This is a genomic window from Pantoea sp. PGP6 (genome assembly GCF_053474785.1).
The window spans coordinates 3,674,079-3,700,403 of sequence record NZ_JBQBMA010000001.1; the positions used below are offsets into that span (position 1 = coordinate 3,674,079).

The 26,325-nt window shown below is 58.3% G+C and carries 22 protein-coding genes and 1 other annotated feature; of the genes, 11 read left to right on the forward strand and 11 right to left on the reverse strand.

All coding sequences use genetic code 11. The features are described from left to right. Positions 1-60: 60 nt before the first annotated feature. Together mog and tal are read right to left on the reverse strand one after the other, a co-directional pair. Positions 61-648: a molybdopterin adenylyltransferase gene (mog, locus tag ACLIBF_RS17875; RefSeq protein WP_031376019.1), complete on the reverse strand. Its 588-nt coding sequence runs from the start codon at positions 646-648 to the stop codon at positions 61-63. Between the two features lie 122 nt (positions 649-770). Continuing rightward, the gene (tal, locus tag ACLIBF_RS17880) at positions 771-1,724 is read right to left on the reverse strand and encodes a transaldolase (protein WP_069728450.1); all 954 of its coding nucleotides are present in this window, start codon (positions 1,722-1,724) and stop codon (positions 771-773) included. A gap of 209 nt (positions 1,725-1,933) precedes the next feature. On the opposite strand from tal, the gene yaaA reads away from it, so the two are divergent. After that, entirely contained in the window at positions 1,934-2,707 is a 774-nt protein-coding gene (yaaA, locus tag ACLIBF_RS17885; protein ID WP_031376021.1) for a peroxide stress protein YaaA, read from the forward strand. 59 nt (positions 2,708-2,766) lie between these two features. Here the strand turns inward: yaaA and thrC are convergent, their stop codons facing one another. The 5 genes from thrC to ACLIBF_RS17910 form a co-directional block, all read right to left on the reverse strand. Then, a complete protein-coding gene (gene thrC / locus ACLIBF_RS17890) occupies positions 2,767-4,050 on the reverse strand; it encodes a threonine synthase (protein ID WP_031376022.1) in 1,284 nt (427 codons plus the stop codon). Positions 4,051-4,053: 3 nt separating this feature from the next. Beyond that, positions 4,054-4,983, reverse strand: a complete 930-nt coding sequence (thrB, locus tag ACLIBF_RS17895; RefSeq protein ID WP_279810086.1) for a homoserine kinase — start codon at positions 4,981-4,983, stop codon at positions 4,054-4,056. Between the two features lie 2 nt (positions 4,984-4,985). Continuing rightward, the gene (thrA, locus tag ACLIBF_RS17900) at positions 4,986-7,448 is read right to left on the reverse strand and encodes a bifunctional aspartate kinase/homoserine dehydrogenase I (RefSeq protein ID WP_031376024.1); all 2,463 of its coding nucleotides are present in this window, start codon (positions 7,446-7,448) and stop codon (positions 4,986-4,988) included. Positions 7,449-7,474: 26 nt separating this feature from the next. Then, positions 7,475-7,593, reverse strand: a sequence feature (Thr leader region). Beyond that, positions 7,532-7,600: a thr operon leader peptide gene (thrL, locus tag ACLIBF_RS17905; RefSeq protein WP_071591720.1), complete on the reverse strand. Its 69-nt coding sequence runs from the start codon at positions 7,598-7,600 to the stop codon at positions 7,532-7,534. Its footprint overlaps the feature before it by 62 nt. A 187-nt stretch (positions 7,601-7,787) precedes the next feature. Continuing rightward, on the reverse strand, positions 7,788-8,492 hold the full coding sequence (locus ACLIBF_RS17910; protein WP_069728452.1) for a tRNA/rRNA methyltransferase: 705 nt from the start codon (positions 8,490-8,492) through the stop codon (positions 7,788-7,790). Positions 8,493-9,092: 600 nt separating this feature from the next. Between ACLIBF_RS17910 and arcA the strand changes: the two genes are divergently transcribed. Further along, positions 9,093-9,809: a two-component system response regulator ArcA gene (gene arcA / locus ACLIBF_RS17915; RefSeq protein WP_046289182.1), complete on the forward strand. Its 717-nt coding sequence runs from the start codon at positions 9,093-9,095 to the stop codon at positions 9,807-9,809. 45 nt (positions 9,810-9,854) lie between these two features. Here arcA and creA read toward each other — a convergent pair whose 3' ends face one another. Then, complete coding sequence (gene creA / locus ACLIBF_RS17920) at positions 9,855-10,328, reverse strand: protein CreA (RefSeq protein WP_031376026.1); 474 nt, start codon at positions 10,326-10,328, stop codon at positions 9,855-9,857. Positions 10,329-10,522: 194 nt separating this feature from the next. Between creA and robA the strand changes: the two genes are divergently transcribed. Beyond that, positions 10,523-11,404, forward strand: coding sequence for an MDR efflux pump AcrAB transcriptional activator RobA (gene robA, locus ACLIBF_RS17925; RefSeq protein ID WP_031376027.1), 882 nt, complete (start codon positions 10,523-10,525; stop codon positions 11,402-11,404). A gap of 43 nt (positions 11,405-11,447) precedes the next feature. Here the strand turns inward: robA and gpmB are convergent, their stop codons facing one another. Beyond that, entirely contained in the window at positions 11,448-12,095 is a 648-nt protein-coding gene (gene gpmB / locus ACLIBF_RS17930; RefSeq protein WP_279810087.1) for a 2,3-diphosphoglycerate-dependent phosphoglycerate mutase GpmB, read from the reverse strand. A gap of 208 nt (positions 12,096-12,303) precedes the next feature. On the opposite strand from gpmB, the gene yjjX reads away from it, so the two are divergent. Continuing rightward, entirely contained in the window at positions 12,304-12,822 is a 519-nt protein-coding gene (gene yjjX / locus ACLIBF_RS17935) for an inosine/xanthosine triphosphatase (RefSeq protein ID WP_031376028.1), read from the forward strand. Here the strand turns inward: yjjX and trpR are convergent, their stop codons facing one another. Then, positions 12,823-13,128, reverse strand: a complete 306-nt coding sequence (gene trpR / locus ACLIBF_RS17940) for a trp operon repressor (RefSeq protein ID WP_448310210.1) — start codon at positions 13,126-13,128, stop codon at positions 12,823-12,825. It abuts the gene before it with no gap. A 45-nt stretch (positions 13,129-13,173) separates the two neighbouring features. Next, on the reverse strand, positions 13,174-15,093 hold the full coding sequence (gene sltY, locus ACLIBF_RS17945) for a murein transglycosylase (protein WP_031376030.1): 1,920 nt from the start codon (positions 15,091-15,093) through the stop codon (positions 13,174-13,176). 270 nt (positions 15,094-15,363) lie between these two features. On the opposite strand from sltY, the gene atzF reads away from it, so the two are divergent. The 7 genes from atzF (at position 15,364) to urtD (ending at position 26,325) form a co-directional block, all read left to right on the forward strand. Further along, complete coding sequence (atzF, locus tag ACLIBF_RS17950) at positions 15,364-17,160, forward strand: allophanate hydrolase (protein ID WP_448310211.1); 1,797 nt, start codon at positions 15,364-15,366, stop codon at positions 17,158-17,160. A gap of 3 nt (positions 17,161-17,163) precedes the next feature. After that, positions 17,164-20,781 (forward strand): urea carboxylase, encoded by a 3,618-nt coding sequence (gene uca, locus ACLIBF_RS17955; protein ID WP_279810090.1) that lies wholly within the window; start codon positions 17,164-17,166, stop codon positions 20,779-20,781. Positions 20,782-20,790: 9 nt separating this feature from the next. Further along, positions 20,791-21,492: a GntR family transcriptional regulator gene (locus tag ACLIBF_RS17960; RefSeq protein WP_031376033.1), complete on the forward strand. Its 702-nt coding sequence runs from the start codon at positions 20,791-20,793 to the stop codon at positions 21,490-21,492. Positions 21,493-21,521: 29 nt separating this feature from the next. Then, positions 21,522-22,790 (forward strand): urea ABC transporter substrate-binding protein, encoded by a 1,269-nt coding sequence (gene urtA / locus ACLIBF_RS17965; RefSeq protein WP_031376034.1) that lies wholly within the window; start codon positions 21,522-21,524, stop codon positions 22,788-22,790. A 109-nt stretch (positions 22,791-22,899) separates the two neighbouring features. Beyond that, positions 22,900-24,465 (forward strand): urea ABC transporter permease subunit UrtB, encoded by a 1,566-nt coding sequence (gene urtB, locus ACLIBF_RS17970; protein ID WP_089561358.1) that lies wholly within the window; start codon positions 22,900-22,902, stop codon positions 24,463-24,465. After that, positions 24,465-25,541 (forward strand): urea ABC transporter permease subunit UrtC, encoded by a 1,077-nt coding sequence (gene urtC / locus ACLIBF_RS17975; RefSeq protein ID WP_031376035.1) that lies wholly within the window; start codon positions 24,465-24,467, stop codon positions 25,539-25,541. Before urtB ends, urtC begins: the two co-directional genes overlap by 1 nt. After that, complete coding sequence (urtD, locus tag ACLIBF_RS17980) at positions 25,534-26,325, forward strand: urea ABC transporter ATP-binding protein UrtD (RefSeq protein ID WP_031376036.1); 792 nt, start codon at positions 25,534-25,536, stop codon at positions 26,323-26,325. The genes urtC and urtD overlap by 8 nt, the downstream gene beginning before the upstream one ends.

Below are 26,325 nucleotides of genomic sequence, written 5' to 3' on the forward strand. Positions count from 1 at the left end.
ATACCGTCAATCTTTTGCCACACCAGTCAGGCTGTAGCTTATGCCTGAAATGCGGAATATTTAGTTATTTATCTCACGTATCGCGCTTTTAGGCCGAAAAGCTGCTACCACTTCGGCGTGCGTTTCGACGTACGGCCCTTCCAGCAACTGTAAACAATAAGGTACGGACGCGAAGATACCGTGCACCTTCACCTTGCCCTGCTGGTCCTTCAATCCTTCCAGCGTCTCTTTAATCGACTTTGGCTGGCCGGGCAGGTTGAGGATCAGCGACTGCTTACGGATCACGCCGACCTGACGCGACAGAATGGCGGTTGGCACAAACTGCAGGCTGATCTGGCGCATCTGCTCACCAAAACCGGGCATTTCACGGTCGGCGACGGCTAAGGTGGCGTCGGGTGTGACGTCACGTCGTGCCGGTCCGGTACCACCGGTGGTCAGCACCAGATGGCAGAAACGCTCATCAACCAGTTCACAAATGGCCTGCTCAATCATCGGTTGCTCATCCGGCACCAGCCGTGACTCAATCTCAAATGGCGTGCTGATGGCGCTGCTCAGCCAGCTTTCCAGCGCCGGAATGCCCTGATCCTGATAGATGCCGTTGGCGGCGCGATCGGACACCGAGATCAGGCCTATGCGTAGTGTGTTCATGATTATGTTCGCTGTGATGTACCGCAGTGCGGCAGAAAAAAAGGAAAGAGCAGAAAGGATAATACAAAGCGAAAGTGACGGAAAAGGGAAACCGTGACGGACGGTGCCGTCACGGTGAATCATTACAGCAGTTCTGCCAGCATTTTCTCAAGTTTGCCCTGATCAACGGCAAAATTGCGGATACCTTCCGCCAGTTTCGCCACCGCCATTGGGTCCTGGTTGTGCTGCCACAGGAACTCAGACTCGGTCATTTTAGCCGGACGCGCTTTCACTTCGCCGCTGTAGCTCAGTTTACGCTCCAGTGTGCCTTCGCTCTCTGCCAGCTCTTTCAGCAGCGCAGGTGAAATGGTCAGACGGTCACAGCCAGCCAGCTCGATGATTTCGCCAACGTTACGGAAGCTGGCGCCCATCACCACGGTTTCATAGCCGTGCTGCTTGTAGTAGTTGTAGATTTCAGAGACGGAAACCACGCCTGGATCTTCGTGTGCCGCGTACTCTTTCTTATCGGTGTTGGCTTTGTACCAGTCGAGGATACGGCCAACAAACGGTGAAATCAGGAACACGCCCGCTTCGGCACAGGCACGGGCCTGAGCGAAGGAGAACAGCAGCGTCAGGTTACAGTTGATCCCCTCTTTTTCCAGCTGTTCCGCCGCGCGGATACCCTGCCAGGTTGAGGCCAGTTTGATCAGGATGCGGTCGTTGCTGATGCCGGCATCGTTATAGAGTTTGATCAGGCTGCGGGCTTTAGCGATGCTGCCTTCAGTATCGTAAGAGAGACGGGCATCGACTTCAGTCGAGATGCGGCCCGGGATCAGCTTAAGAATTTCCAGACCAATGTTAACTGCCAGCTTGTCAGAAACCAGCTGCAACTGCTCTTCTTTGTTGCTGCTCTGCTCACGCGCCCAGCCGATCGCTTCATCGATCAGTTTGCGGTATTCAGGGATTTGTGCGGCGTTGAGAATCAGAGAAGGGTTGGTGGTAGCGTCTTGCGGCTGATACAGCTTCATGGCTGCAATATCACCGGTGTCGGCTACCACGGTGGTGAGCTGACGCAGGGAAGTAAGTTTGTCCGTCATGTTCTTTTCTCTTAGTTAACTGTCAGGGTGAAAAAAGGCTGTTGCGATAATATCACGCGGCACCGGTGGCGCAAGGTCAGGGAATGCCGTTTACCCTCGCCTGAACAAATCGGTGTGATTCGTCATTCTTTACGCCTTTTTTGTTACACTGCGCGGCTATACCCACTGCCAATGCCCTGTAAAACCAGGTGTTAACCGAGGAAGCAACTATGTTGATGGTGATCTCGCCCGCCAAGACGCTGGATTATGAAAGTCCGCTGGCGACCCCGCGCTTTACCCAGCCGGCCCTGTTAGAAAAGTCACAACAGCTGATTGAGATTGCGCGCGATCTGTCACCCGCCAACATCGCCTCGTTAATGGGGATCAGCGACAAACTGGCCCACCTCAACGCCGAGCGTTTCAATAGCTGGCAGCCTGATTTCACCCCGGACAACGCCCGTCAGGCGATTCTGGCGTTTAAAGGCGATGTGTATACCGGTTTACAGGCAGAGACCTTCAGCGATCAGGATTTCGACTTTGCTCAGCAGCATTTGCGTATGCTGTCAGGTCTGTATGGCGTACTGCGTCCGCTCGACCTGATGCAGCCCTATCGGCTGGAGATGGGCATCCGGCTGGCCAATCCGGCGGGCAAAGATCTCTACAGCTTCTGGGGCGATTTACTGACTGAGACGCTGAATGCGGCACTGGCGGAACAGGGTGATGCGGTGCTGATTAACCTCGCGTCAGACGAGTACTTCAAAGCGGTCAAAGCGAAGAAACTGCAGGCACAGGTGATCAAGCCGGTCTTCCTCGATCAGAAAAACGGCAGTTATAAAGTGATCAGCTTCTACGCCAAGAAAGCGCGTGGATTGATGAGTCGCTATGTGATTCAGCAGCGCCTGACGCGACCGGAGCAGCTGAAGCAGTTTGATCTGGAGGGTTACTGCTTTGATGCCGCCAGCAGCAGCGAGACTGAGCTGGTCTTCAAACGCGCCGAACAGTAAGCGTCCGTATCGCCTGTGCTGGCCAGCAACGGCAAGCACAGGCGGAACCGGGTTCGCGCTTATTTCAGTAAAAACGCCCGCAGCGCGGCAAAATCGGCCTGCATCGGGTGTGACAGCAACGGCAATTCTGCCCGCTCGGCTAACTCTGGCGGCAGCGTCAGCGTCTGCTGCAGAATCTCTTCTACGCTCTCTCTGAATTTCGCCGGATGCGCGGTGCCGAGGAACAGACCATATTCCCCTTCCTGCAGCTGATCGCGCAGCAGACGCCAGGCAATTGCAGCGTGCGGTTCAGAGACATAGCCAATTTCGGCCAGCTCACGCATCGCAGCGCGGGTGGTCTCATCCGAAACGGCACCGTAGGCCAGATCGGTTAAACGCCAGGTCTTACGACGGAACAGCTCTTCGACGCGCGGCCAGTTGTTTGGCTGGCTGACATCCATCGCATTCGACAAGGTAGACACCGTCAGATTAGGCTGCCACTCACCGTTCCCCAGGAAGCGCGGCACCGTATCGTTGGCGTTGGTGGCGGCAATAAAGCGCTTGATTGGCAGGCCCAGCGATTTCGCCAGCAGACCGGCAGTCAAATCACCAAAGTTACCGCTCGGTACTGACACCACCAGCTGATTCCGCTTCTCTTGTGGCAGCTGGGCGACCGCTTCAAAGTAGTAACAGATCTGTGCCAGCAGACGGCTGATGTTGATCGAGTTCGCAGAGTTCAGGCCAATCGCCTGCTTCAGTTGCTGATCGTCAAACGCCTGCTTCACCAGCGACTGACAGGCATCAAAGTCACCGTCGATGGCGATGGTTTCGATGTTGCCGCCCAGGGTACAGAACAGTTTTTCCTGCAGCGGACTGATTTTGCCCTGCGGATAGAGGATCACCACCCGCACATTTTTCATGCCGTAAAAGGCGTGCGCCACCGCTGCGCCGGTATCGCCGGAGGTGGCGGTTAAGATGGTGATTTGCTCATCTGAGCCGCTGACGTAAGCCAGCATCTGGGCCATAAAACGGCCACCGAAATCTTTAAACGCCAGCGTCGGGCCGTGGAACAGCTCAAGGCAGGCGATATCTTCACTGACCGCTTTGACCGGTGCCGGGAAAGCAAACGCGGCTTCGACGCGCTCGGCCAGCTGGTGGGCCGGAATTTCGTCACCAATATAAGCCGAGAGAATTTTGCTGCTGCGGCTGACAAAATCCATCTCCAGCATCGCGTCGATGTCGGTCAGTTCAAACTCTGGCAGCTCGAGCGGAAAAAACAGCCCCTGCTGCGAACCCAGACCCTGTTTCACCGCCTGGGCGAAGCTGACCTGCTCGTTGTGATCCTTAAGATTGTAGAGTTTCATGCGTTATCCCAATTGTCGTGCGCCAGCCGTGTCAAGACGGCAGATATGGACGAAGCCTTCATCATTCTGCAGATAGTGCTGGCTCAGCCAGTCAGCCATCCGCTGTGCCGTTTCCATCTGATTGCAAACGGCGAAAAGGGTCGGACCGGAGCCGGAAATACCGCAGGCCAGTGCGCCAATATCCTGCGCGGCCTGTCGCGCTTCGGCAAAGCCGGGCAGCAGGCGGGTGCGATAAGGTTCGGCAATCACATCCTGCATAAGTTTAGCTGCCAGCTGCGGCTGACGCGTATGGCAGGCATGAATGAAGCCCGCCAGCAGGCGACCGTGCTTGATGCAGTCCTCTTTGCGGTACTGCGCCGGCAGGATCGCCCGCGCTTCGGCGGTAGAGACTTTAATGCCCGGATAGGCCATCACCCACAGCCAGTCATCAAAGCCCGGCACCGGCTGGCTGATGATGCCATTCTCTTCCAGCATCAGCTGAATGCCGCCGAGGAAGCACGGTGCCACATTATCATAATGGATGCTGCCGGAAATCCGCCCTTCCAGCTCACCCATCAGGCTCAGCAGCTGGCTGTCGCTGAGCGGTTTGCCGCAGAATTCATTAATCGCCATCAATCCGGCAACCACCGAACAGGCGCTCGACCCCAGCCCGGAGCCGATCGGCATGTTCTTCTCCAGCGTCATCGCCACCGGAATCTCTTTACCCACCGCCTCGCAAAACCGCTGCCAGCACTGATAAACGATATTCTCTTTGGGATCGGCCGGCAGCTTGCTGACAAAGCGGCCCGCGTTGGTCAGGGTGAAACGATCGGCCGCTTCGACCGAAACGCAGTCGCCCAGCAGTGAACCATCCACCGGCGATACCGCCGCGCCCAGCACATCAAAGCCGACGCTGACGTTGCCTATTGAGGCCGGTGCATAAATTTTTACCATTATTAAACTCCCAACTTCCACGACAGCGTGCGCAGCAGGTCAGCAAAAACACCGGCTGCCGTCACATCATTTCCTGCACCGTATCCGCGCAGCACCAGCGGAATCGGCTGATAGTAGCGGCTGTAAAACGCCAGGGCATTCTCGCCGTTTTTCACTTTATACAGCGGATCGTTACCGTCGACTGCGTCGATTTTCACTTTGCAGACGCCGCCCTCTTCAATCACACCGACGTAGCGCAGCACTTTACCCTCATCGCGTGCCTGTGCCACTCGCGCGGCAAACGCATTATCCAGCTCGGGCAGACGCTGCATAAACTGTTCGACATCCTGAATGGCGGTCAGGTTATCCGGCAGCAACGGCTCAATCTCAATGTCGCTCAGCTCCAGCTGATGACCCGCTTCACGCGCCAGAATCAGCAGCTTGCGCGCCACGTCAGTACCGGAGAGATCGTCACGCGGATCGGGCTCGGTGAATCCCATCTCCCGCGCCATGTTTGTCGCCTGCGACAGCGACACGCCCTCATCCAGCTTACCGAAGATAAACGACAGCGAGCCGGAAAGGATACCGGAGAAGCGCAGCAGCTCATCACCGGCATTCATCAGGTTCTGCAGGTTTTCGATCACCGGCAAGCCTGCGCCGACGTTGGTGTCGTAAAGGAATTTACGCCGTGACTTCGCAGCCGCCGAGCGCATCTGCTGGTAGTAATTCCACGACGAGGTATTGGCTTTTTTGTTCGGCGTCACCACGTGGAAGCCCTCGCTGAGGAAATCCGCATACTGATCGGCCACCGCCTGGCTGGAGGTACAGTCGACAATCACCGGATTCAGCAGATGGTACTCTTTCACCAGACGGGTCAGACGGCCGAGGTTGAACGGCTCTTTGGCTTCGCTCAGCGCCGCTTTCCAGTTGCTGAGATCGATGCCGTGTACGTGGGTCAACAGCGCGCGCGAGTTGGCAATGCCGCAGACCCGCAGATCGATATGTTTCTGCTTCAGCCACGTCTGCTGACGATGTAACTGATCCAGCAGCGCGCCGCCAACCCCGCCGACGCCGACGACAAACACCTCGATCACCTGATCGGTGGCGAACAGCATCTGGTGTACGACGCGTACCCCGGTGATCACTTCGTCATTGTTAACCACCACCGAGATTGAGCGCTCGGAAGAGCCCTGAGCAATCGCCACGATGTTGATATTGGCGCGCGCCAGCGCCGAGAAGAATTTTGCCGAGATGCCGCGCAGAGTGCGCATGCCATCGCCGACCACCGAAATCACCGCCAGGTTTTCAATGATATCCAGCGGATCAAGCAGGCCATCTTTCAGTTCAAGATAGAACTCCTCTTCCAGCACGTGACGCGCCCGCGCCAGCTCATTTTGCGGCACGCAGAAGCTGATGCTGTATTCGGAAGAGGATTGGGTGATCAACACCACTGAGATACCGGTGCGTGACATCGCAGCGAACACCCGGGCCGCCATGCCCACCATCCCTTTCATGCCGGGACCGGAGACGTTCACCATCGCCATATTATTCAGGTTGGTGATGCCTTTGACCGGATTTTCATCCAGCTCGCCGTGGCCGCCGATCAGCGTGCCTGGCGCCTGCGGATTGGCGGTATTTTTAATCAGGCAGGGGATCTGGAACTGGGCGATGGGCGCGATGGTGCGCGGGTGCAGAACTTTGGCGCCGAAGTAAGAGAGCTCCATCGCCTCCTGGTAGGACATTGACTTCAGCAGACGCGCATCCGGTACCTGACGCGGATCGCAGGTATAGACGCCATCCACATCGGTCCAGATTTCGCAGCAGTCGGCGCGCAGACAGGCTGCCAGTACCGCCGCCGAATAGTCTGAACCGTTGCGCCCCAGTACCACCAGTTCACCACGTTCGTTGCCTGCGGTGAAGCCGGCCATCAGGATCATGTTGTGCGGCGGAATCTGGCTGGCGGCAATGCGGCGGGTCGATTCGGCGATATCCACGGTCGATTCGAGGTAGTGACCGACCGCCAGCAGTTTTTCCACCGGATCGATTACGCTAACTTCGTGACCACGCGCCTGCAGCAGCGCTTCCATGATCGCAATCGAGAGTTTTTCACCACGGCAGATAATGGCCGCATTGACGCTGTCGGGGCACTGGCCTAACAGGCTGATGCCATGCAGCACCTGTTTCAGTTGCGCAAATTCAAGATCAACGCGGGTTTTCAGGCGATCATACTCAAAGCCGGGCTGGGCGGCAGCCAGACCCGTCAGCAGCTCGCTGAAGATGCGTTCGGCATCGCTGATATTCGGCAAAGCATCCTGACCGCTGATGGTTTTTTCAATCATCGCCACCAGATGGTTAGTAATCTTTGCTGGCGCAGAGAGCACGGTTGCAACCTGTCCTTGTTGCGCATTACTTTCCAGAATGTCGGCGACGCGAAGAAACCGTTCCGCATTCGCCACCGAGGTCCCGCCGAATTTCAGCACTCGCATGATATAAACTCTCCTGAATTTAAGCCGAAAAAAAAGCCCGCACTGTTTAGGTGCGGGCTTTTTTCTGTTTTTTCCTGTATGCGTCAGCCCGCACCGTTACCTGTGGTAATGGTGGTGGTAATAATTGTGGTGTTCAGGCTGATTTTACGCATTAAGATTTATTTTCTGTCTGTTTTTGTCTGTCCGTCTGGCTTTCAGAAGTAAAGCAAAGCGCACGTTAAGTCAACGAATTTGTCCGAAGCTCAAATTTCCATCACTGCGCACAGCTGCCTGTGAAAGCGCAAAATGGTGTGCGATCGTTTGCCTTGCTAAAATTCTCTACGATCTGTTGCTGTGAAATCAGCTTTTTCCCGAGGATTTATCTATAAGTTTTTTTTCTATGTCGTGCAGCAGGCGATGCAGCATCGCGCTGTCACGCTGTTCCAGCAGGCCAATACGCTGATCGATCCAGTCTGCCATTTTCTCGTCGTCACTGACCTCCAGCGATTGCAATAACTGGTGAAAACGCTGACGCAGCGCCTGCAGCTGCTGCCCATCTGCCGCTGTTACCACCGGTGCCGCAATCTGATTCAGCTTCGCCAACTGGTAACAATAAACCATCACCGCCTGCCCCAGATTCAGCGACGGGTAGTCATTTGCCATCGGGATACCGGTCAGCAGATCAACCTGCTCCAGCTCCTCGTTAGTCAGCCCACTGTCTTCGCGGCCAAACACCAGCGCCATGCTGTTTACCCACTGCCGTTTTTCCAGTAGCTGGGTTTCGACCTGTTCAGGCGTGGCATAGTAGCGGAACTTTGCCCGGCTGCGCGCGGTGGTCGCTACGGAGAAATCGATGTCAGCTAACGCCTCGGCCAGGGTCGCAAACGTCTGAAGGTTATCGAGAATATCACCGGCGCCATGTGCAACCCGGCGTGCAGCCGGCTCCTGCCAGGCATCGCTGGCGACAATCCGCAGCTGGCTAAAGCCCATGGTTTTCATGGCACGCGCCGCAGCGCCAATATTTTCAGCCCGTGCAGGCGAGACGAGAATCAGGGGGAAAAGCATGTTTATTCCATTGGTTTGCTGACATAACGCCATATTAACACGGCTGTTAATGATTAAGCCGCCCGCTGAGAATAAGAAAACAGGATGTGAAAACTGGTTAAAATCATCGATCGGTGGCCTTTTCGGCCTTAAGCATCTGTTCTTGACGAAAGGTTAATAAAGTTTTTTTAATTCAATAAGATAAAATATCATTGCCGGCCGGTTTTAGTTTGCGATTTGTCCGTCATAAATGTAGCGAAAAAGCTGCTTTTTGTGAGCTAAGCAGGCAATCTACGAGAAGTTTTTCACAAAAGTGTTAACGTGCTACAATTGCATTTGATATAAGTCAACGAAGCGTTGTTTTTATGCTTATCGGTTGTAGTTGGTGCTGTTAGGTTGCTGTTAATGCAGTTAGGATATGCGCCATTATTATTCTCTCACGGGGCATGCAATTTTCATCCTGACTGGCTGAGCTAATCCTGTTGTTGACGTTGATAGATGGCTTATCAAAATAGTATTCCATACAACGGTTCAGCACGGTCCGCCGCTCTCGATGATGAAGAACGCCATACCGATGTACGCCCTGTTTTCAATTTGTTGGCAAATTTTAGGTAGCTAAACATGCAGACCCCGCACATTCTTATCGTTGAAGACGAACTGGTCACGCGTAATACCCTCAAAAGTATTTTTGAGGCGGAAGGTTATGTGGTGTATGAGGCGACTGATGGTGCTGAAATGCATCAGGTGCTGACCGACAATGACGTCAATCTGGTGATCATGGACATCAACCTGCCCGGTAAAAACGGCCTGTTACTGGCCCGTGAACTGCGCGAACAGGCTAACGTCGCCCTGATGTTCCTGACCGGCCGTGATAACGAAGTCGATAAAATTCTCGGTCTGGAAATTGGCGCTGACGACTACATCACTAAACCATTTAACCCGCGTGAACTGACGATTCGAGCCCGTAACCTGCTGTCACGCACCATGAATCTGGCGCTGCCAAGCGAAGAGCGTCGTCAGGTTGAAAGCTATAAGTTCAACGGCTGGGAGCTGGATATCAACAGCCGCTCACTGATCAACCCGAACGGTGAACACTATAAGCTGCCGCGCAGTGAATTCCGCGCCATGCTGCACTTCTGCGAGAATCCGGGCAAGATCCAGACCCGTGCGGATCTGCTGAAAAAAATGACCGGTCGCGACCTCAAGCCGCATGACCGCACCGTTGACGTCACCATCCGCCGGATCCGTAAGCATTTCGAATCCACGCCGGACACGCCAGAGATTATTGCCACCATTCACGGTGAAGGTTATCGCTTCTGCGGTGATCTGCAGGACTAATCGCTGCGCAGAGAAAAAACGCCCTGACGGGCGTTTTTTTTTGCCTTAGTGCCACGGCATTATTGGTACGGCGCTCAGCGCATTTTTCGGCGAGCCTTCCACCACTTTGTCGGAGTAGGTCAGATAGACTAAGGCGTTGCGCTTTTTATCGAAGAAGCGTACAACCTGCAGCTTCTTGAAGATCAGCGAGGTGCGCTGGCGAAACACCACGTCGCCCTGCGCTTTGCCCTGCGCAATCTTGTCGCTCAGCTCGACCGGACCGATCTGCTGACAGGAGATTGCCGCATCCGAGGTATCTTCCGCCAGACCCAATCCGCCTTTAATGCCTCCGGTTTTCGCCCGACTGATATAACAGGTTACATTTTTAACATCGGGATCATCGAAAGCCTCAACGACAATTTTATGGTCGGGGCCAAATATCTTGAATACCGTATCTACCGAGCCGATCTCCTCGGCGAGCAGCGGGCTGGAAAAGGTCAGGGTGGCAAATGCGGCGATCATAAGGCGAGATATTGTCATGGAGTTACCATTGCAAATGGAATAGATGTGACTGTAATGTACTGTCAATCGAGTTAATGACCAAACCAAAACGGGTTTAAGCCCGCACTGACGTAGCACAATCTTCCCGAGAAAGCTGCCCACGCCTTTTGAGCATTTAGTGCTATTATTCGACGACTGCGTTTAGCTGCACCACCAGAGTATGAGGATGTTTTATGGACCAAGCCGGTATCATTCGCGATTTGCTTGTCTGGCTGGAGAGCCATCTGGATCAACCCCTTTCACTGGATAACGTTGCCCTGAAAGCCGGTTACTCTAAATGGCATTTACAAAGGATGTTCAAGGACGTCACCGGCCACGCGATAGGCGCTTATATTCGTGCGCGGCGTCTGTCAAAAGCCGCGGTCGCGCTTCGCCTGACCAGCCGTCCGATTCTGGACATCGCCCTGCAGTATCGTTTCGACTCGCAGCAGACCTTCACCCGCGCGTTTAAAAAGCAGTTTAATCAGACGCCGGCCTGGTATCGTCGCTCTTCGGAGTGGAACTCATTCGGTATTCGTCCGCCGATTCGCCTCAGCGATGAGAAGCAGCCTGAACCGACGTTTGTCACCTTGCCGGAAACGGTGCTGGTGGGTCAAACCCAGAATTACACCTGTACGCTGGAACAGATTTCCAGTTACCGCGACGAAATGCGCATCCACTTCTGGAAGCAGTTCCTGCTGGAAACCGACACGGTGCCGCCGGTGCTGTATGGCCTGCATCAGGTGCGCGCCAGTCAGGATAAGGATGACGAGCAGGAAATTCTCTATACCACGGCGGTGCCGGCCGACAGCGCAATGAACCTGCACTCCGGCCAGAGCGTGATCCTCGAAGCGGGCGACTATGTGCAGTTCACCTACACCGGGCCGCGCGTCGAGCTGCAGGAGTTTATCCTGTTGCTGTACGGCACCTGTATGCCAACGCTGGGGCTGACCCGCCGTCAGGGACAGGATATTGAACGCTTCTACACCCACGGTGGCAAAAAGCGCAGCGAGCCGCCATCCGAAATCCAGTGTGAATATCTGATTCCGATTCGTCGCCAGCCCGCCGGCAACTAAGCGATTCTGCCGTCATCACGACGGCAGAGGCGCTTCACCGTCGTTAGCGTTGCAGCTCATCGAGCGCAGGCGCATCCAGATGGGAAATATCCCCGGCGGTTTCCACCACCCAGCCTTCTGCCAGCCAGGCGCTCTGCTGATGATCGACGCGTGAGATCGAGCAGTTGCGCAGCCGCAGGCGCCGTTCCGCATGCGCTGGCAGGCCGAGGATGGTGCTGACCAGCACGCCCAGCGCCATACCGTGACTGACAATCAGAGGCCGGCTGCCGGCAGGCAGTCCGAGACAGGCATTCAGCGCCTGATGCATCCGCTCCGCCATCTCGGTCATCGACTCACCTTCCGGGATACGTCCCCCTTCCGTGCCGTTAACCAGCGTGGCGCGCCACTGTTCCTCTTCGGCGGTTAACTCATCCAGCGGGCGCTTCTCCAGCACTCCCATGTTCAGTTCGCGCAGCCGGGGATCGAGCGTCACCACGCAACCACAGGCATCAGCAATGATCTCAGCAGTGCGACGTGTACGCCCGAGATCGCTGGAGATGACGTGCGTAATGCCCAGTTTTTTGACGCGTTCTCCCACCTGATGGGCTTGTTGCTCACCTTTTTCCGTCAGCGGACTGTCGGACTGACCCTGAATGCGGCGTTCCGCATTCCATACCGTTTCACCGTGACGAACAAGATAGACCTGTAGCATGCTTAGTTTCCGTTATACTGCGACAAAAATCGCCTTAGAGCCTCCCCCCATCAGGCGTCATTGTTGCAGCCAGTCTGGACACGGATAGCGCGAAACAACCGGAGCGTACACGGAGTACGTGAGGATTGTGAGCACTGCCCAACTTCAGACTGCCAAATAAAATAGCCCGATGGGATAGGCTCTTAATCACCTAAGGGTTCAATCAATTATGTACCATGTTGTCGCAGCCACCACCAACCCAGCGAAGATTCGCGCGATTGCGCAGGCATTCAACGACGTTTTCGGCGAGGGATCCTGCCATATTGAGGGGGTCGAGGTCGATAGTGGCGTTGCAGCACAACCGTTAACCCACCTTGAAACGCGAACCGGCGCACGCCAGCGCGTGATGAATGCGCGACAGGTCCGACCTGAAGCGGCATTCTGGGTGGCCATCGAGGCCGGCATTGAAGATGACTGCGCCTTCGCCTGGATGGTGGTAGAAAATCAGAAACAGCGGGGAGAATCGCGTTCGGCCAGCTTCACCCTGCCGCCGGTGGTACTGGCTGGATTGCGTGAAGGCCGCGAACTGGGCGAAGAGATGGCACGGTTAACCGGCATTGAGAATATTAAACAGCAGGGCGGCGCGATTGGTGCCTTTACTCAGGGTCTGCTCAGCCGCTCCAGCGTCTATCATCAGGCACTGATTCTGGCGCTCTGCCCGTTTGTTCATCCGCTTTATCAGCAGTAATCAGCCGCGACCCAGGCGCACTTCCAGCCAGCGTTTCAGCTCCGGTGGCGCCTCTTTCAGACTGTTTGAGCCACGTGTGATGGTCGCGATGCCGACGCCAAGCTCGTTTTTCAGCTCGCGCTGGCTCATCTCGCCGTTCATCAGCTCTTCAATAATCCGCAGACGGGTGCCAAAGGCTTCGCGCTCATCTGGCGTCATCATCAGCTGCATCAGCGGCAGCGCATGGCCGTCAGCAAAGGCCTGCTGCATCAGCGCAACAAAGCGATGCCAGCTATCTTCGGTGGCGTGAGAATCAGGTTGGGTCATGAAGAGGCTTCCGTACTCGCTAAAGAGTACGGAAGCTTAGCACAGCTAGTAACGGCGATTCCACTCGCCATCTGACAGGATCTTGTCAGGCTGGCCCATGAAGTGACGATAGTAGGCGTCATACGCCAGCACGTTCTTCACGTAGCCGCGGGTTTCTGAGAATGGAATGGTCTCAATAAACGCCACCGCATCGAGATTACCGCCACTGGTTTTCTGCCAGCTACGTACCCGGCCGGGACCGGCATTGTAAGCCGCCGAGGCGAAGATCCGGTTCTGACCAAACTGCTGGTAGACATACTCCAGATACTGGGTGCCGATCTGAATATTGGTCTCAGGGTCCAGCAGCTGACTGGCGTTCGCATAGCCCGGCATGTTGTACATCTTAACGGTATGTGCCGCAGTGGCGGGCATAATCTGCATCAGGCCGCTGGCTCCGACCGGTGAACGTGCTTTCGGGTTCCACGCGCTCTCCTGACGTGAAATGGCCATCGCGTAGCTCGGTGGAATCTGCTTATCCTGAGTATTACGCTGATAAACGCTCTGCCACGCCAGCGGGAACCGCTCTTTCAGGCTGTCCCACATCTTCGCAGTAATGGTGGCCTGCACGCTGAGATCCCACCAGTCCTGCTCGTTAGCGTAACGCGCCAGCATCTGCTGCTGATTGTGCGGACGGCTGGCAATCAGGTTGGCCCATTCGCTGCGCGCCAGGTTATCCAGACCCCAGTACATCAGTTCACGCACCCGGGCCAGTTCTGCGCCCTGCACCGTTGCGCTATCCGGCTTCGGTGCTTCATCAACCTGCAGCGGATAATCGACGCCTAACCGCTGCGCCGCCACCATTGGATAGAAACCGCGAGCCCGCATCAGCTTGCGCAGGATCTCTTCCGCTTCCTCTTTACGATCTTTCTCAAACAGCAGATCGGCCTGCCAGTACTGCCATTCATCTTTCTGTTTGGCTTCCAGCGGCAGACGGGCGATCCAGGTATTCAGGCCGCGTCGATCGTGCTGGCTGAGCGCCAGCCGCACCCGGCGCTCCACCAGCGCGGTCGATTCACTGTTCATGACTACCGCATCACGCCAGCGCGCCTGTTCCGATGTCAGATCGCTGCCCATCATGCGCCATACCACAATCTCTTTCAGCGCCTGCTCATCTTCCGGCCCCATCTTCTGCGCCCGCACCAGAATCGGGATCAGGCTGCGGGCATTCTCCATATCCTGGCGGGCGACCCGGGTGAAGGCGTAGATCGTCGCCTGGCGGGTAAAGTCTGTTGGCCCGACGGCGCTGGCAAAGGTGCTGACCGTCAGCGGGTCCTGCTGCAACGCCTGGATCGCGTCAGACATGGTCTGGTAATCAGCCGGCAGCGTTTTCGCCAGGAAGCTCACCAGGCTGTCGTTACCGGCTTTCATCGCCAGCCGGATACGTTCGAGAATGGTGATCGGTGAGAGCTGGCCAGAGGATTGCCATACCGAGAAGAGTTTATCGCAGTCATTGGGCAGCGCCGTGCCGCGCAGCCAGATCTGTTTGGCACCGTCAAAGGCCGCCTGCTGCTGACCGGTGGCCCATTTGGCGTAGTACCAGTTACAGCGTGCCTGCACCGGTTTCGGCTCGGTCGGGCTGAAGTTGAGCACGCCCTGCCAGTCCTGACGATGCGCCAGCACGTTGATAAAACGGGTGCTGAGCGATCGCGCCGGCGGCAACGTCGGATATTGTCGGATAAAGTTTTGTACCGCCAGGCTGGTCTCCTGATCGAGATCCTGCGCCAGCAGGCGATATTGCAAATAAGGATAGAGCGGATAATCCTGTAGCGTTGGCAACAGTTGATCCACCGTGGCCATCTGGTTACTGTCCCAGGCCTGTTTAATTTGTTGATAACGCTGTCGTTGTTGATCAAGCGAATCGGCCCATGCGCTGCTGGCCGTGCCGACCAGGCAGATCCCTACCATCCAGTTACGCCACTTCACCACGTAAATCTCCTCTGTTGCTGGGCGTCGGCGAGTTGCCAGACTCCCTTCATGCTAACCAGGCCACCCGGCTCTTGCCATGTTCTTCACAAAATTTACGCACGGCAGGACTAAACGCACCGCTATCGCCCGCCTCCTGCGCCGCCATTGTGCAAATAATCATCACAAATTCTTATGACAAACGCGGATAACCCGTTGAATCAGGGTGTTAAAAAAATGGCACAGCCTTTGCTCTGTTGAACTCCATCTTGTATACCAGCTGGAATTCATCGTATGGCTTCGACCTTTGGCTTGACCCTTCACGACTGGCAGCAACGGCTGCAACTGGCCCCACAGCAGGTCATTCCGCTGCTGGCGTCCCATCTGGCGGCGCTGGATCCGCAGGATAATGCCTGGATCTATCTTGCCACGCCGGCGCAGCTGATGGCGCAGCTGGAACCGCTGCTGGCACAGTTTCAACGCGATCCGGCGTCGCTGCCGCTGTTTGGCGTCCCGTTCGCCGTCAAGGACAACACCGATGTCGCTGGCTGGCCGACCACCGCCGCCTGTCCGGCCTTCACTTACATCGCTGACAATGATGCGACGGTGGTCGCCAGGCTGAAAGCCGCCGGCGCGGTGGTGATCGGCAAAACCAACCTTGACCAGTTCGCGACCGGCCTGGTCGGTAGCCGCTCGCCGTATGGCGCGGTCACTAATACCTTTGATGCCGACTACGTCAGTGGCGGCTCCAGCTCCGGTTCAGCTTCGGTACTGGCGCGCGGGCTGGTCGGCTTCTCCCTCGGTACCGACACCGCCGGATCGGGTCGGGTCCCGGCCGGGTTTAACAATATTGTCGGTCTGAAACCGACCAAAGGCTGGTTCTCTGCCCGCGGCGTGGTGCCAGCCTGCCGGCTGAATGACACCCTGTCGGTGTTCGCGCTGACGGTGGAAGACGCTTTTACCGTCGCCAGCCTCGCCGGGGGATTCGACGCCGGTGACGCCTATTCGCGCGTCAATCCGCATACGGCCCCGGCCAGCCTGCCCGCTCATCCACATTTTGCCGTACCGGCCAATCCCGAATTCTTTGATGATGCGGCGGCCGAAGCGGCCTGGGATCAGGCGCTGGAAGCGCTGCTGGTGGCGGACGTGACGCTGCATCCGATTGATTTCACTCCGTTCCGCCAGCTGGCTGAGCAGCTCTATTCCGGTCCCTGGGTAGCCGAGCGCACCGCCGCAGTCGGCGAGATGCTGCAACGTCCGGCTGAGATGGACCCGGTGGTGCACGGCATCGTCGCCAGCGGCCTGAAATACAGCGCCGTTGAGGCTTATCAGGCGGAGTACCTGCGGGCCGAGCTGACGCGACAAATTCAGCAGACCCTGGCGCAGTTTGACGCGCTGGTGGTGCCGACCTCCCCCACCATCCACACGCTGGCGGAGATGGCTCAGGAGCCGGTGCATTACAACTCGCAGTTCGGCACCTATACCAACTTCACCAATCTGGCCGACCTCGCCGCGCTGGCGCTGCCCGGTCCGTTCCGCAATGACGATTTACCGGCGGGCATCACGCTGATCGCACCCGCCTGGCACGATCGTGCACTGGCTGAGTTCGGTCTGCGCTGGCAGCAGCAACTGGCGCTGCCGCTCGGTGCCACCGGCCAGCCACAGCCCACCCGATCGCGCGCCCTGCCGCCCTCCTCCGATCACGTGCGTATTGCGGTGGTCGGCGCTCACCTCACCGATATGCCGCTCAATTTCCAGCTGACCAGCCGGGATGCGGTGTGGGTAGAGGAGACGCAAACAGCCGCTCACTATCGGCTGTTCGCACTGCTGGACGGTGCGATCAAAAAACCGGGCCTGATGCGCGATGAACGCGGTGCCGCCATCACCGTCGAGCTGTGGGATATCCCGCTGGCGCGCTTTGGCGAGTTCGTGGCAGAAATCCCGCCACCGCTGGGCATCGGCAGCCTGACGCTGGCAGACGGTCGGGTAGTGAAAGGCTTTATCTGTGAAGGCTCGGCGCTGAACAACGCGCTGGAAATTACCGAAACTGGCGGCTGGCGCAACTGGCTGGCGACACAAGGGAGTCTCTGAACCATGTTCAGCACCGTATTAATTGCCAACCGCGGCGAAATTGCCTGTCGCGCCATCCGTACCCTGAAGCGCCTCGGCGTGAAAAGCGTGGCGGTCTACTCCGATGCCGACCGTAATGCGCAGCACGTTAAGCAGGCCGATGTGGCGATTGCGCTGGGCGGCGATAAAGCCAGCGACAGCTATCTGCGCATCGACAAAATTCTGGCAGCGGCACAGCAGAGCGGTGCTGACGCTATCTGGCCAGGCTACGGCTTCCTGTCAGAGAGCCTGCCGTTCGCCGAAGCCTGTGAGCAGGCGGGAATCGCTTTTGTCGGCCCGACGGCACAGCAGATCGGTGAGTTCGGCCTGAAGCACCGCGCCCGTGAACTGGCCGCGCGAGCCGGTGTGCCAATGACGCCCGGCACGCCGCTGCTGGATTCGCTGGAGACGGCGTTGCAGGCCGCCGAACAGATCGGCTATCCGGTGATGCTGAAGAGTACCGCCGGCGGCGGTGGGATTGGTCTGACGCGCTGCGCCGATGCCGCCGCGTTAGCCAGTGCCTGGGAGAGCGTGCGCCGCCTCGGCGAACAGTTTTTCAGTGACGCGGGCGTCTTTCTGGAGCGCTGCATCGATCGCGCGCGTCATGTTGAAGTGCAGATTTTCGGCGATGGCCGCGGCACCGTGGTGGCGCTGGGTGAGCGCGACTGCTCGCTGCAACGCCGTAATCAAAAGGTGGTAGAGGAGACCCCGGCGCCGGGCCTGTCCCCGGCCACGCGTGACGCGCTACTGGCCTCGGCGGTCCGTCTGGGCCAGCTGGTCAACTACCGCAGCGCCGGCACCGTGGAGTACATCTACGACGTCACCCAGCAGGCGTTTTACTTTCTCGAAGTGAATACCCGTCTGCAGGTTGAGCATCCGGTTACCGAATGCGTGACCGGGCTGGATCTGGTCGAGTGCATGCTAAAAGTGGCGGCGGGCGATGAGATTGACTGGCCGCGCCTGCAGCAGGCTCCCCAGGGTGCCGCCATTGAAGTGCGACTCTACGCGGAAGATCCGCTGAAGAACTTCCAGCCCAGCCCCGGCCTGTTAACCGCCGTCAGCTTTCCCGCTGGCGTGCGCATCGACAGCGGCATTGAAACCGGCAGCGAAGTCTCCAGCTTCTACGATCCGATGGTGGCGAAGCTGATTGTACATGCCGACAGCCGCGAGGCGGCGCTGGCAAAAATGCAGCAGGCGCTGGATGCCACCCAGCTGCACGGCATCGCCACTAACCTCGACTACCTGCGCCAGATCGTGGCGACTGAGGCCTTTCACAGCGGCACGGTCTGGACACGCTTTCTCGACAGTTTCACCCCGGCCGCCCCGGTGATTGAAGTGCTGCAGCCGGGTACCTTCAGTTCGATTCAGGATTATCCGGGCCGCCTCGGCTACTGGGATATTGGCGTTCCGCCGTCTGGTCCGATGGATGATTTCGCCTTCCGTCTGGCGAACCGGATTGTCGGCAATGACGAATCGGCGGCCGGCCTCGAGTTTACCTTGCAGGGCCCGACGCTGCGCTTCCACACTGATGCGACGGTGGCACTGACCGGCGCTGACTGCGCAGCCACGCTGGATGGCGAACCGGTCAGCAACTGGCAGCCGCTGACGGTGAAAGCGGGACAAACCCTGGCACTGGGCCGCGCGCAGCAGGGTTGCCGCGGCTACCTCGCGGTACGCAACGGTTTCGACGTACCGGAATATCTCGGCAGCCGCAGCACCTTCTCGCTGGGTCAGTTTGGCGGCCATGCCGGACGGACGCTGCGGGTTGCGGATATGCTGCCGATCTCCCGGCCTGCGCTGGCAGCCTGCACCACTCCGCCTCCGGTCAGCGCCCCTCAGGCGCTTGATGCCGCATTGATTCCGCACTACGGCACCGAATGGCGTATCGGCGTGCTCTACGGTCCGCACGGCGCACCAGACTTCTTCACCCAGGCTGCCATCGACGAATTCTTTGCCAGCGACTGGCAGGTACATTACAACTCCAACCGTCTCGGCGTGCGGTTAGTCGGTCCGAAACCGAGCTGGACCCGCGCCAACGGCGGCGAGGCGGGCCTGCACCCTTCTAACGTTCACGACTGTGAATATGCCATTGGCGCCATCAATTTTACCGGTGACTTTCCGGTGATCCTGACGCACGACGGCCCGAGCCTCGGCGGATTCGTTTGTCCGGTGACCATCGCCAAAGCCGAACTGTGGAAAGTCGGTCAGGTTAAACCAGGCGATCGCATTCGTTTCCATCCGATCAGTGCCGATGACGCGCTGGCACGAGAAAAGGCGCAGCAGCAGGTGATCGCCACCCTGCGTCCGCACCATGCGCCGACGTTTGCCGTGCCGTCGCTGGCCGAAACCGCCAGCGGCTCCGCGACCATACTGGCGGCGATTGACGCCACCGCAACCACGCCGCAAGCGGTCTACCGTCAGGCCGGTGACAAATATGTGCTGATTGAATATGGCGACAACGTGCTGGATCTGGCGCTGCGACTGCGCGTTCACCTGCTGATGATGGCGCTGAGCGAACGAGCGGTGCCCGGCGTAGAAGAGCTGTCACCCGGCGTGCGTTCACTGCAGGTGCGCTACGACAGCCGCATCATCAGCCAGTCCGACCTGATGTCGCTGTTGCTGGGGCTGGAGGCGACGCTGGGCGATGTCAGCACGCTGAAAGTGCCGTCGCGAGTGGTGTGGATGCCAATGGCGTTTGAAGACAGCGCCACCCTCGGCGCGGTAGCGCGCTACCAGGAAACGGTACGCGCCTGCGCTCCCTGGTTGCCGAACAACGTTGACTTTATTCAGCGCATCAACGGCTTAATCCAGCGTGAACAGGTCAGAGACACCCTGTTCAACGCCAGCTATCTGGTGCTAGGACTGGGCGACGTTTATCTTGGCGCACCCTGTGCAGTGCCCATCGATCCGCGCCATCGTCTGCTGAGTTCCAAATACAGCCCGGCCCGCACCTTCACCGCCGAAGGCACGGTCGGCATCGGCGGCATGTACATGTGCATCTATGGCATGGACTCACCCGGCGGCTATCAGCTGGTCGGCCGGACGTTACCGATCTGGAACACCTTCCTGAAAAATCCCCAGTTTGCCGCCGAACAGCCGTGGCTGCTGCGCTTCTTCGATCAGGTGCGTTTCTATCCGGTGAGTGAAGCCGAGCTGACGCAGCTGCGGGAAGATTTCCGCGAAGGCCGCGCCAGCCTGCGGATCGAAGAGACGCTGTTTGATTTTGCTGCCCACCAGCAGTTCCTGGCGGACAACGCTGATGATATCGCCGCATTCCGCCAGCGTCAGGCCGCCGCGTTTGAGCAGGAGGTGACGCTGTGGGCGCAGGAAGAGCAGAGTGCGCCGCCGACGCTGGACCCGCCGCCCCCGATCGCTGAGCAGGATGACAGCGCGCTGGCGGTGCAGGCCGATATGAACGGCAACATCTGGAAAGTTTTGGTGCAGCCGGGTGAAACGGTCAGCGCCGGTCAGACGCTGGTTATCGTCGAAGCGATGAAGATGGAGCTGGCGATTGTCGCTCCCCGGAGTGGTCAGGTGAAACGCATTGCCTGCCAGGCGGGCCGTCCGGTCAGTCCGGGCGAAACCCTGCTGTGGCTGGAATAAGGAGTCACCATGACGATGCAGTCTCCCTCCCCGAAAGCCCGCCCGGAAGCGCTGGCGGAACGGGTTTATCAGGCGCTGAAGGAGGAGATTTTCGCCTTTCGCCTGATGCCCGGCGATCGCTTCAGTGAAAGTGAAATTGCCGGGCGGATGGCGGTCAGCCGCACGCCGGTACGTCAGGCGCTGTTCCGGCTGGAACGCGAAGGCTTTGTTGAAGTCTGGTTCCGCAGCGGCTGGCAGATCAGGAACTTCGATTTCGCCTGGTTCGAAGCGCTGTATGACCTGCGAACCGTGCTGGAGTGTGAAGCGGTAAAACGGCTGTGCGCCCTGCCCGCCGCCCAGTGCAGCGCCCTGTTAACCGGGCTGACGCGCTTCTGGTGCCAGGCGGAGCGACTGACCGCCGGCCTGACGGTATCGCAGCACGATGAGGCGTTTCACATGACGCTGGTGGCCGCTGCGGGTAATCCGGAAATGGCGCGTATTCACGCCGAACTGACGGAGAAAATCCGCATTATCCGCCGTCTCGACTTCACCTCTGACGATCGGATAACCGCCACCTATCAGGAGCATGAACAGATCTTACAGGCAATTTTTCAGCAACAGACCGAGGAGGCACAACGCATCCTGACTGACCACATCGCCGTCAGCAAGGCGGAAGTCAGGAAAATTACTTTGCACCGACTCCAGCAGGCCCGGCTTCAACCCATTGAATAACAAACACAACATTGAGGGGTTTTAACACGATGAAAAGACGTTCATTGCTCAAGGCTTTTGCTCTCTCCGCTACCGTTGCCAGCATCGGCCTCGCCTGGGGCGCGCAGGCGGCTGACACCATTAAGGTCGGCATCATGCACTCCCTGTCAGGGACCATGGCGATTTCGGAAACGCCACTCAAAGATGTGGCGCTGATGACCATCGATGAGATCAACGCCAAAGGCGGCGTGCTGGGGAAAAAGCTGGAGCCGGTGGTGGTCGATCCCGCCTCTAACTGGCCGCTGTTTGCCGAGAAGGCACGACAGCTACTGACCCAGGACAAGGCGGCGGTGGTGTTTGGCTGCTGGACCTCGGTATCGCGCAAATCGGTGCTGCCGGTGTTTGAGGAGCTGAATGGCCTGCTGTTCTATCCGGTGCAGTATGAGGGCGAAGAGATGTCACCTAACGTGTTCTATACCGGCGCAGCGCCCAACCAGCAGGCGATCCCGGCGGTTGAATACCTGATGAGCGAGGATGGCGGCAGTGCTAAACGCTTCTTCCTGCTCGGCACCGATTATGTCTATCCCCGCACGACCAACAAGATCCTGCGTGCCTTCCTGCACAGTAAGGGCGTCCAGGATAAAGATATCGAAGAGGTCTACACCCCGTTTGGTTACAGCGATTACCAGACCATCGTCTCAAACATCAAAAAGTTTGCTGCCGGCGGCAAAACAGCGGTGGTTTCCACCATCAACGGCGACTCTAACGTTCCGTTCTATAAAGAGCTGGCTAATCAGGGCATTAAAGCCACCGATATTCCGGTGGTCGCCTTCTCGGTGGGCGAAGAAGAGCTGCGCGGTATCGATACCAAACCGCTGGTCGGTCAGTTAGCGGCGTGGAACTATTTTGAGTCAATCGATAACCCGACCAACGCTAAATTTGTCGCTGACTACCGTGCTTATGCCAAAGCCCACAACCTGCCGAATGCCGCCAGCGTGGTCACCAACGATCCGATGGAAGCGACCTATGTCGGTATTCATATGTGGGCGCAGGCGGTAGAAAAAGCTGGCACCACCGACGTGGATAAAGTACGGGCGGCGATGGCCGGTCAGACCTTCAAAGCGCCAGACGGCTTTACCCTGACCATGGATCAGACCAACCACCATCTGCATAAGCCGGTGATGATCGGTGAAGTGGAAGAGAACGGTCAGTTCAACGTGGTGTGGCAGACCGATCAACCGGTACGCGCTCAGCCATGGAGCCCGTACATAGCCGGTAATGATAAGAAGCCCGACCACCCGGTGAAAGCCGCGCAGTAAGCGCGTGACGTGCCGGTCTGCGGCTCTGCCGACCGGCGCCTGCCCGTTGCGCTGATGGCGTACGGCAAATCAGGTCGTCCGCTGCCATCCATTTAACGAGGTCCTCTCTATGAACCTTTGCCGCTGCCTTTTCAGCCTGCTGCTGCTGATGCCGCTGTTTGCCAGTGCCGGACCGGCGGCAGACTTCGCCGCTGCCAGCCGTAGCCAGCAGGCGACGCTGCTGCAACAGTGGGCTGCCGCGCCAGACAGCAGCCGGTTACCGCTGCTGGAAGCGCTGCACGCCGAAAACGTGGTCATCGACCAGAATAAACAGCCGTTCAGCCAGCAGGGCAGCAGGTTGCTGCCGCTGGATGCCCAGCCACAGCCGAACGGCAGCCTGAAAAAACTGTTTATGAACAACCGGCTGCGGGTGCTGGTCAACGGCGCGCTGGCGGCGCATCAGCTGGTGAGCGACGATGCCGGACTGCGGTTGCGCGCGGCGCGACAGTTGCAAAATGACGGCGCGGCCGATCAGCTGTCGCTGATTGAGCAGCGGCTGGCCGCCGAAAAAGATAGCCGGGTGCATGCCGCACTGGCGCTGGCGCTGGCCAACCTGCAGCTGGCAGATGCCCAGCCGATGGTGCGGCTGAAGGCAGTTAAGCTGCTGGGCGAATCCAGCGATCCCAATACTCAGGCCAGCCTGCAACGCTTAACCCAGCCGGCGAACGAACCGGACGCCACGGTGCGTGCCGCCGCCGCCGACAGCCTGCAACAGATTCAGAAACGCCTGATGTGGGGCGATCTGCTGGGTCAGGCGTTCAGCGGCCTGTCGCTGGGCTCGGTTTTGCTGCTGGCGGCGCTGGGACTGGCGATCACTTACGGTCTGCTTGGCGTAATCAATATGGCGCACGGTGAAATGCTGATGCTCGGTGCTTATGCCACCTGGTGGGTACAGAGCCTGTTTCAGCAGTTTGCGCCGCACTACCTGGCCTGGTATCCGCTGCTGGCACTGCCGGTGGCGTTTATGGTGACGGCCGCCATCGGAATGGCGCTGGAACGCACGGTGATCCGCCATCTTTACGGTCGCCCGCTGGAAACGCTGCTGGCAACCTGGGGTATCAGCCTGATGCTGATTCAGGCGGTGCGCATGCTGTTCGGTGCGCAAAACCTCGAAGTGGCAAATCCGCAGTGGCTGTCAGGCGGACTGCAGGTGCTGCCTAACCTGGTGCTGCCGTGGAACCGCATCGCCGTGATTCTGTTTGTGATCTTTGTGCTGGCACTCACCTGGCTGTTGCTGAATCGCACCCGTCTTGGCATGAACGTGCGCGCCGTTACGCAGAATCGCGCCATGGCCGACTGCTGCGGCGTGCCGACCGGCCGGGTCGATATGCTGGCGTTTGGTCTGGGGTCTGGTATTGCCGGACTGGGCGGCGTGGCGCTGTCGCAACTCGGCAACGTCGGGCCAGAACTGGGACAGGGCTACATTATCGACTCGTTTCTGGTGGTGGTGCTGGGCGGCGTCGGCCAGCTGGCGGGCACCGTGGTCGCTGCCTTCAGCCTCGGCATTGTTAATAAAGTGCTGGAACCGCAGATCGGCGCGGTGCTCGGCAAGATCCTGATTCTGGTAATTATCGTGCTGTTTATCCAGAAACGTCCTCAGGGACTGTTTGCGGTGAAAGGAAGGGTGACTGACTGATGACGCAACCCATAACGCTCCGCGCCGCGCGCAAAGCGCCGCGCCTGACCCTCAGCATCGGCATGGTGGTCACTCTGGCGCTGCTGGTGATGCCGTTTCTGGCGCTGCTGCCCGCCGGCCATCCGCTGGCGATCTCCACCTATACCCTGACGCTGATCGGCAAAATCCTCTGCTATGCGGTGGTGGCAGTGGCCCTCGACCTGGTGTGGGGTTACGCCGGATTACTGTCGCTGGGTCACGGCCTGTTTTTTGCTCTCGGTGGTTATGCGATGGGCATGTATCTGATGCGCCAGGCGGCAGGTGAAGGCTTACCGGCGTTTATGTCCTTTCTGTCGTGGCGTGAGCTGCCGTGGTTCTGGAGCGGAACCGAGCACTTCGCCTGGGCGCTGTGCCTCAGCGTACTGGCACCGGGATTGCTGGCGCTGGTATTTGGCTTTTTTGCCTTCCGTTCCCGCATCAAAGGCGTTTACTTCTCGATCATCACCCAGGCGCTGACCTACGCCGGTATGCTGCTGTTTTTCCGTAATGAAACCGGCTTTGGTGGCAACAACGGTTTCACCGGCTTTACCACCTTGCTCGGCTTTTCAGTGAGCGCGACCGGCACCCGCATCGGCCTGTTTATCGCCACGGTAGGATTGCTGTTGCTGAGCCTGGCGATCGGTTTCGCACTGGCACGCAGCAAGTTTGGCCGGGTGCTGACTGCGGTGCGCGACGCCGAAAACCGCCTGATGTTCTGCGGCTACGATCCGCGCGGCTTTAAGCTGTTTGTCTGGACCCTGTCGGCGATGCTGTGCGGACTGGCCGGGGCGCTTTACGTACCGCAGGTCGGGATCATTAATCCCGGCGAGATGTCGCCAGCCAACTCGATTGAAGCCGCCATCTGGGTGGCGCTGGGGGGGCGCGGTACGCTGATCGGCCCACTGCTGGGTGCCGCGATTGTTAACGGCGCGCGCAGCTTTTTCACTGTCGCTTTCCCGGAATACTGGCTGTTTTTCCTCGGCCTGATGTTCATCCTGGTGACGCTGTTTCTGCCGCACGGCGTGATTGGCCTGCTGCGCCGGAGGAAACATGACTGACGCACTGTTTACTCAACCTCATCCGGCGGATCGCCATCGGGCGCAGCGCGATCCGGTGCTGCAACTGGAGAAGATCAGCGTCTCGTTCGACGGCTTCCGCGCCCTGAGCGATCTCTCGTTGCAGATCGGCGTCGGCGAACTGCGCTGCGTGATCGGCCCCAACGGCGCGGGCAAAACCACGCTGATGGATGTGATCACCGGTAAGACGCGGCCCGATTCCGGGCGGGTGATCTACGATCAGGACAGCGATCTTACCCGCCTGTCGCCGGTTGAGATCGCCCGTGCCGGGATCGGCCGTAAGTTCCAGAAACCAACGGTGTTTGAAGCGTTAACCGTGTTCGAGAATCTTGAGATCGCCCTGAAAGCCGAAAAAACGGTGTGGGCCAGTCTGCGCGCGCGCCTCAATGGCGAGCAGCAGGATCGGATCGATGAGGTGCTGAAGCTGCTGCGGCTCGGCGCAGAACGACAGCGTAGCGCGGGCCTGCTGTCGCACGGCCAGAAGCAGTTTCTGGAGATTGGCATGCTGCTGGTGCAGGAGCCGCACCTGCTGCTGCTGGATGAGCCAGCGGCGGGAATGACCGACGCTGAAACGGACTACACCGCCGAGCTGTTCCGCAACCTGGCGGGTAAGCATTCGCTGATGGTGGTGGAGCACGATATGGGCTTTGTCGAAACCATTGCCGACCACGTGACGGTGCTGCATCAGGGTCAGGTACTGGCCGAAGGATCATTGCGTGATGTGCAGGCCAATGAGCAGGTTATCGACGTTTATCTGGGGCGATAA